7 protein-coding genes are annotated in these 6,507 nt (G+C 29.6%); 2 read left to right on the top strand and 5 right to left on the bottom strand.

All coding sequences use genetic code 11. From position 1 onward, the window contains the following. Positions 1–728: 728 nt before the first annotated feature. From ACOI1C_RS22075 to ACOI1C_RS22055, 5 genes are all read right to left on the bottom strand, one after another. Positions 729–1,358, bottom strand: a complete 630-nt coding sequence (locus tag ACOI1C_RS22075) for a hypothetical protein (protein ID WP_422512794.1) — start codon at positions 1,356–1,358, stop codon at positions 729–731. 20 nt (positions 1,359–1,378) lie between these two features. Further along, on the bottom strand, positions 1,379–2,035 hold the full coding sequence (locus ACOI1C_RS22070; RefSeq protein ID WP_422512793.1) for an ABC transporter ATP-binding protein: 657 nt from the start codon (positions 2,033–2,035) through the stop codon (positions 1,379–1,381). A gap of 781 nt (positions 2,036–2,816) precedes the next feature. Continuing rightward, positions 2,817–3,455, bottom strand: coding sequence for a hypothetical protein (locus ACOI1C_RS22065; RefSeq protein WP_422512792.1), 639 nt, complete (start codon positions 3,453–3,455; stop codon positions 2,817–2,819). Continuing rightward, on the bottom strand, positions 3,445–4,269 hold the full coding sequence (locus ACOI1C_RS22060) for a hypothetical protein (protein WP_422512791.1): 825 nt from the start codon (positions 4,267–4,269) through the stop codon (positions 3,445–3,447). Before ACOI1C_RS22060 ends, ACOI1C_RS22065 begins: the two co-directional genes overlap by 11 nt. A gap of 35 nt (positions 4,270–4,304) precedes the next feature. Further along, entirely contained in the window at positions 4,305–4,712 is a 408-nt protein-coding gene (locus ACOI1C_RS22055; protein WP_422512790.1) for a hypothetical protein, read from the bottom strand. A gap of 188 nt (positions 4,713–4,900) precedes the next feature. Here ACOI1C_RS22055 and ACOI1C_RS22050 point away from each other — a divergent pair, with 188 nt between their 5' ends. Both ACOI1C_RS22050 and ACOI1C_RS22045 read left to right on the top strand, forming a co-directional pair. Continuing rightward, positions 4,901–6,190, top strand: a complete 1,290-nt coding sequence (locus ACOI1C_RS22050) for a helix-turn-helix domain-containing protein (RefSeq protein ID WP_422512789.1) — start codon at positions 4,901–4,903, stop codon at positions 6,188–6,190. Then, positions 6,190–6,321 carry a hypothetical protein gene (locus ACOI1C_RS22045; protein WP_422512788.1) on the top strand — a complete coding sequence of 44 codons (132 nt, stop codon included), beginning with the start codon at positions 6,190–6,192 and terminating at the stop codon, positions 6,319–6,321. Before ACOI1C_RS22050 ends, ACOI1C_RS22045 begins: the two co-directional genes overlap by 1 nt. Positions 6,322–6,507: the final 186 nt, after the last annotated feature.

Genomic DNA, 6,507 nt, shown 5'->3' with positions numbered 1-6,507 from the left:
CGCGCTTCCAGAAGCCAGATGCCCCAAGAATCTGCCTCTAGCCAAAGCAGGCTATCATACCCGCCTCTCCATGTGAAATCTTGCTATAAACACTATGTATTTTTCTATGCAATTCTCTGCATCATCATCTTACATTTCTATGTACAGTTATTTTGCAATACACACTTGGATTAGATGTGATGGAAGAAGCAATCGCAATCAAAGTATTGGTTACTCTAAAGATGTATTTGAAAGAGGGTTTTCACGTTCTGGTAATGAAGGAGACAACAAATAAAACCATGAAACTTTATTGTGCCAAAATCTTTTTAAGACATCCAACAAGATAAGACTGTCCGTCAAATTTCTTGATAGATTACGAACTTAGAAGATGCAACTCAACTTGAAACTTGAAGAACGCAAATGGTAAAAAGTAAATTGGTGAAGACTAGGGATATGACTTGAAAAATTATGGCACCACGTCGATCTTATGTGCAGTATCTTATTCCTATGCAAGAACCACCATTCACCGTTCTGGTCTACTAGGTGGACACAGGAAGTAATAATGAAAATTGGTCTAGAGATGAATCAAGTTATATTACAAACTCCACTAAATCAAGAAACAGACTATCACAGTGGTTTCATTTTGAAATCAGACCTGAAAACACCTTAGGAATTTTTTGTATAACTGATTAAATGATGATAGCAAGAGTTCAATTGAGGTCAATCATATAAACCATATATTTACATACTTATAATTCTGGTTTGGTAGGGTAAATGATGACTTGTAATAGATTAGGTTCTGGTTCGTTATTGGTGTTGTATATACCTTCTACACCAATCCAAAGATCATTATAAGGAAATACTTTAGCATCTTCTGGGAAAGAATCTATTTTATTTTCCCTATCTTTTTTAACTTTTGTTTTTAATATATCCAGCAATTTACTTTCTTCATATTCCACATCTAAAACTTTGAATAACTCTTTAAAATTATTTCCCACAACATTAAGCTGTCTTTTATTGTTGTAAAATTGGGTATTTGAGATTCGAATATAAAATCGATCGATCTTATTATCATGGTGATTATAAACAGTGGTGACCATATAAAGATTTTCTCCAGAGAAATCCGCTGATGTTTTATCCTTATTAATGCGGGCCTTTATACTTTTGGTCTCACTTAATTCCTCATAAACTTCCTCTGCAGATACATGGAACACCGGCACCGAATTAAATACTTCATTTTCTTTTTCAATTGTCTTAGTTGAACTTACTTTTTGAGGGGGAGGATTGTTTTGCTCGTTTTTTTCAGCTGATAAATTTGAACATCCCATTGTGAAAACTACTAATATTGCCACTCCAAGAAAAGATAGTATTTTCCTCATTGTTTTATGACTCCTACTGTTTATTTTCTAAGTAGAGCTTTTTGATTTATGATTCTTCCTTTTTCAAGTTCATATACCGTATCACATAAAAGATCTATATCACTTTCATGGTGACTAGTTAAAAGAATTGTCTTTCCTAAGACCTTGTACTCCTGAAGTAAATTATGAATCTCTTCTACTCCTCTTTTATCTAAACCATTAAAGGGCTCATCCAATATTATAATCTCAGGATCCTCCATAATAGCTTGGGCAATTCTTAGACGTTGTTTCATTCCAAGAGAATATTTGGACACCTTTTTCATTTCATGTCCGTCTAAACCAACCTTCTTAAAATACTTTAGAACGTCTTTTTTAATAATTTTCTTTTGTATTTCGGCTAGGAGCATTAAGTTTTCTGGTCCTGTTAATCCATTCATGAATTCAGGTGATTCAATAAGAACTCCTGTATTTTCAATGAAGTCAATGTCTTTACCTATGTACTTACCATTAACTTTAATACTTCCGGAAGAAATATGGGTTAATCCACATATAGCTTTAAATAACATACTTTTTCCAGAACCATTGTAGCCAACAAAACCATATGTTTGTCCTTTATAAAGATTTAGTGTAATACCATCTATTAAGTTGCTACCCTTAACTTTTTTAGAAATATTAACTACTTCGATTTGTGGATCCATAAATATTCTCATTCTCCTTAGAAATACAGCTCATATTTTTGTATAAACATTTTGCCGAGCAAAGAAATTAAAACATTTACAATGATAACAACTATTAAGCTATCTAAAAAAAAGGAATCATAATCAAATAAAATAACATTAAATTTTGTTTGATTAATGTCTATCATTATAATTACTATTGGTATTAATAATCCAACTAAGAGTGATGTAATATTACCTTTAATTAAATTTACATAAATCATTAATCTGCTAATTGTAAACACAAAAAGAAATAATATGAAAAAATAATTGATAATAATACTAAACATAGAGATTTTTGAAAAGGTTGAATATGATGAATGTGTTGAAAAAACACTTTTATCTATTGTATAAATGAGCATTAAAAAAAGAGTGTTTAACAAGACTGTAAAGATAAATGACTTTTTTAAAGATTCACGGCGCATTTCACGGATATAACTCTTCAGATTCCCATACCTCATTAATACCATGTACAGGTTTTGTTTATTAAAACTAATAAAATGAGCACTAGTGTATATAGCACCGATTAACATAATTGTTACTATGCCTAATAATGTAATAGGACTTCTAAAATCAATATAGTCTACATAAGGGTTTTGAGTATTAATAAATAACAAACTGTAAAAGTCTAAAACATTCATCTGAACGCTTTGATTTTTCACATGGATGCTTAAATTTTGTAATACATTAACTCCAATTAAGATGAATAACAATGTAATAAAGAACTGCTTTAATAGGAAACTCATATTTAGAATTTGTCTTTTCATATTAATTTTCTCGCTTTTTTAACTAGCAAGAAGAAAACTGAAATTAATAAAAAATATATTGCAATAATACTAATTAATTTCACCAAATCTATCATCGTGTTAAGAGGTGCTAAGTATAAATAAATAGGAGAATAAGCATTTGATGTCCCATCAGGGGACACAAAAAGAGACATAATCAAAAAATATAAAACTGCGCCAACAAATGCAACCTTACTATTAAATAATAGATGTAAAACTATCAGCACTAGTCCTAAAAGTAGGAAACAAATATTAATTAAAATAAAGAATTTCACTATATAAATCGTGTTCAAATCTCGTTCGCTCAATAAAAGAATTAATACAATAACACCTGAATAAATCGTTATAAAAATTAAATTATCCTTTAATAATCTTCTTATGATTGCGTAAATTGCTGTTGTATATGTTTTGTACCTTACTAACGACATTGAATTAATCATATCATAATAATAAATGGATATATAAGCAAAATAAGTAAGATAAAAAGTAAATACTGCCTGGTAACTTTCTCCAAGTAATGTAAATTCACTCATTAAACCGTAGATAACAAACAATCGGACTGTCATATAATACATAATGGATAAAAGCAAGGCATATAAAGCTTTATTAATAATCAAGAGCATCACCTTTTGTATATCTATATACAATTGAACCCACAGAAATTATCAGTGGGATAATTAAAGGAACAAAGACTTCAAACGTATAATATAACGTATTATAAGACAAAACACTATTCATGATATTTAGCAATGGTAGTTTAAAGGTCTCGGTTAAGTTTCCAATTACTATATAGTAAACTAATGGAATGACGACAATTAAATAGCTTTTATTCGTCCAAACTGCTACCGCAATCCCCATCATTCCAAAAGTAAACCCAATAGTGAAATAAATAGTAGTAGCTAAAATTATGTAGAAAAGAAAAGGATAATTGTTATAGAACGAAGGTCCCAAAATATCAGCAAAGTTTCCTACGTAATCAAGATGGTCAGTTATAAAAATATTACCTATAGAGAAAAAGATAATATAAGGAATCGCTACACAAAGTCCAGATATAAATGAATACTTTAAAATAGTCGTAAGCATATGCATTTTAAATTTTCTTAGACGTATACATGCATAACTCAAATATCCATTCTTCTCATTATAAAAATTAAGTATTGGCAATAGAGGGAAAATGGGGAGGAAATATATTGTGTATCTTGTTGCCAAATCTATATATAACTCCCAACTTCTTAACTGATTCAAACTTTGTAAAACTGTGGCTCTAGGATCAAGCCCTACTAAGTCTGGTTCATTTTGAAAATCAGCTATAAATAACCAATAATAAATTTCACTTGAAAAAAACCAAGACAGCAATAGACAACTGAACAACAAAACCATTGACACTAAATTGTATTTATTAAGGAACCTTAATCGATCCATCTTATTCATTTTTTTCTCCTACTAAGCTAAAATTAACACTTTATTTATTTATTATCTGGTGACCATGTACCTACAACACGCACTGGAGTACCTGAATTGGTTTTAACTAAGCCTAATCGATAAACATAACCTGCGGAACCAGTATTAGCGAATTCTACACGTTCTCCTCTTTGGGCTGCTGCAATTCCTCTTGACGCACCAGCAGAATTTCCCATAGTTGCAGTTATATACGCTGTACCAGTGTCGTTTGAAAGGTTAACAACCCCATATCCGTTATTATAATCTTTACCAACATAACCTGTATAGACTTCCTTGCCTTGATAAGTCACGTCATAGGCATTGACACTGCCGACCTGTTGGGCTCCAGCGATTGAAGTTCCTCCAACTACGCTTGCTAAAATTAATGCTGCTAAAACTTTTCCTGATTTCTTCTTTATAATTTTTTCCTCCAATAAGAATAATTGAGCACATAGTTATGCACCTAACTTCACGATAACAGTTATTGGAAAAATAAAATATAATTTTAAGATGGGACATTTTTCTGAAAAAGTAGTAATATTGTTTAATGTTTTTGTATTATTTCCCATTTTAAAATGTTACTTTATTATAGTAGTGTAGTTTATTCTATTAAGGAGTTCTCATGAATAATATTGGATTAGTAATAAAAGTGGAAAGATTAAGACAAAACATGAAACAAATTACTCTAGCCAAAGGGATTTGTACCCCTTCTTATTTAAGTAAAATCGAGAATATTTTAACTGTTCCAAGTGATGAAGTTGCAATGCTTTTAGTCAAAAGATTAAATATTGATTATAAGTATCTTTCTAGAGATATGGATGCTGAATTTTTCACAGACTTTCTCTTGCTATATAAACAAGCAATAAATTATCGGAATAAAAAAGATATAATTAATAAATTGGTTTTTTATATAGAAAATGAATTTAATTTTCAGAATGAAAGCTATCTTTATAATTTTAAAATTATGCAATTAAGAGTGCACTTAATAATTGAAAAACATTCAAATATCGTTAATTCTTTATTAAATACATTAGAATCTCAAAAAATAAGATTTAATATACATCAATTATTTCACTTTAATTTGAATTGCGGTATTTATTATCATTTGAAAGGTGATTTTATTTGTTCGTTAACCTATTTAGAATCCAACTTAAACTTAATAAATAAGTTTCCTATTGAAGATTGGGAATTGGCTGACTTTTATAATGTATTAAGTTTATCCTATCTTTCGAATAATCAAGATCTACATACGATTGATTGTGCAAAAAAATCGTTAAAAATTTATAAAGATAGTCTCCTTTTTGAAAGAGCAATCGATTCCTACATTATCATTGCGATTGTTCAGAAAAGGAAATGCCAGTATAGAGAAGCTGAAGAAACTCTAAAATTGGCCCAACAATTAGCTATGGATTTTAAATTAAAAGACATGATTGGGAGAATTAATCAAAATTTAGGTACCTTATTTTCTCTTCAAGGAAATTCGAAAAAAGCAATTGAAAAATATATGGCCAGTTTGAAGAATAATCGAAATAAAAAGAGTAACCTAATCTCTATTCTTTCTGTTATTCAAGAATATTCTAAAAATGGAGATGCTGACCAAATAATTTTGTGGTGTCACAAAGGTCTTTACGAGATTGAAAATACTTCCTTAGATAAGTTCGAGTCTTATTTTCATCATTTCAATGTTTTTCTCTCTATTCAAAGAATAGATGAAGTCGGTGTGAAAAAATTAAAAACTGCTATTAAATATTTTGAGAATAAGAAAGATTATCGTCATGTCCATAAATACTCATTATTGTTAGCGAATATTTATTTTGAGACAAGTAATTTTAAAAACGCGGGAATTTACTTTAAGAAATCAAATGATATGTTATTCCATCAAAAATCAATTAAGACTTGGGAGGATTTATAATGAAAAAGATAAAGTTAATAGTTATGACTGCTATACTATTATTGATGCTAGGATCTCTTCACAATGAAAATAGAGCTGGAGAAGAGGATCCACCAGGACCAACAAAGTTTAACACAACTAATTTTAATTGAAATAAATTCCTTACAAATAATTGAGATATTTTTTATTACAAATTTAAGATAAATGGAGGTGGCCAAACGGCTACCTTTTTTTATTCTAAGGACAACTATACATTAATTCCAAAGCTGTCTAAGTTACGGTTCGTAAAAGTACACTTTTAAACGCTAAACTAGAGAGAGCAGTATTTCACAATTAAC

It is taken from the genome of Bacillus sp. DJP31 (genome assembly GCF_049310945.1).
Taxonomy (GTDB): domain Bacteria; phylum Bacillota; class Bacilli; order Bacillales; family SA4; genus Bacillus_BS.
The sequence above is the reverse complement of the archived record's forward strand: the minus strand, read 5'-3'. Positions and strand labels throughout refer to the sequence as shown.

Coding starts and splice junctions, on each gene's coding strand:
- ACOI1C_RS22050 (WP_422512789.1), top strand. CDS start 4,901: ATGAATAATATTGGATTAGTAATAAAAGTGGAAAGATTAAGACAAAAC.
- ACOI1C_RS22045 (WP_422512788.1), top strand. CDS start 6,190: ATGAAAAAGATAAAGTTAATAGTTATGACTGCTATACTATTATTGATG.
- ACOI1C_RS22070 (WP_422512793.1), bottom strand. CDS start 2,035: ATGGATCCACAAATCGAAGTAGTTAATATTTCTAAAAAAGTTAAGGGT.
- ACOI1C_RS22075 (WP_422512794.1), bottom strand. CDS start 1,358: ATGAGGAAAATACTATCTTTTCTTGGAGTGGCAATATTAGTAGTTTTC.
- ACOI1C_RS22060 (WP_422512791.1), bottom strand. CDS start 4,269: ATGAATAAGATGGATCGATTAAGGTTCCTTAATAAATACAATTTAGTG.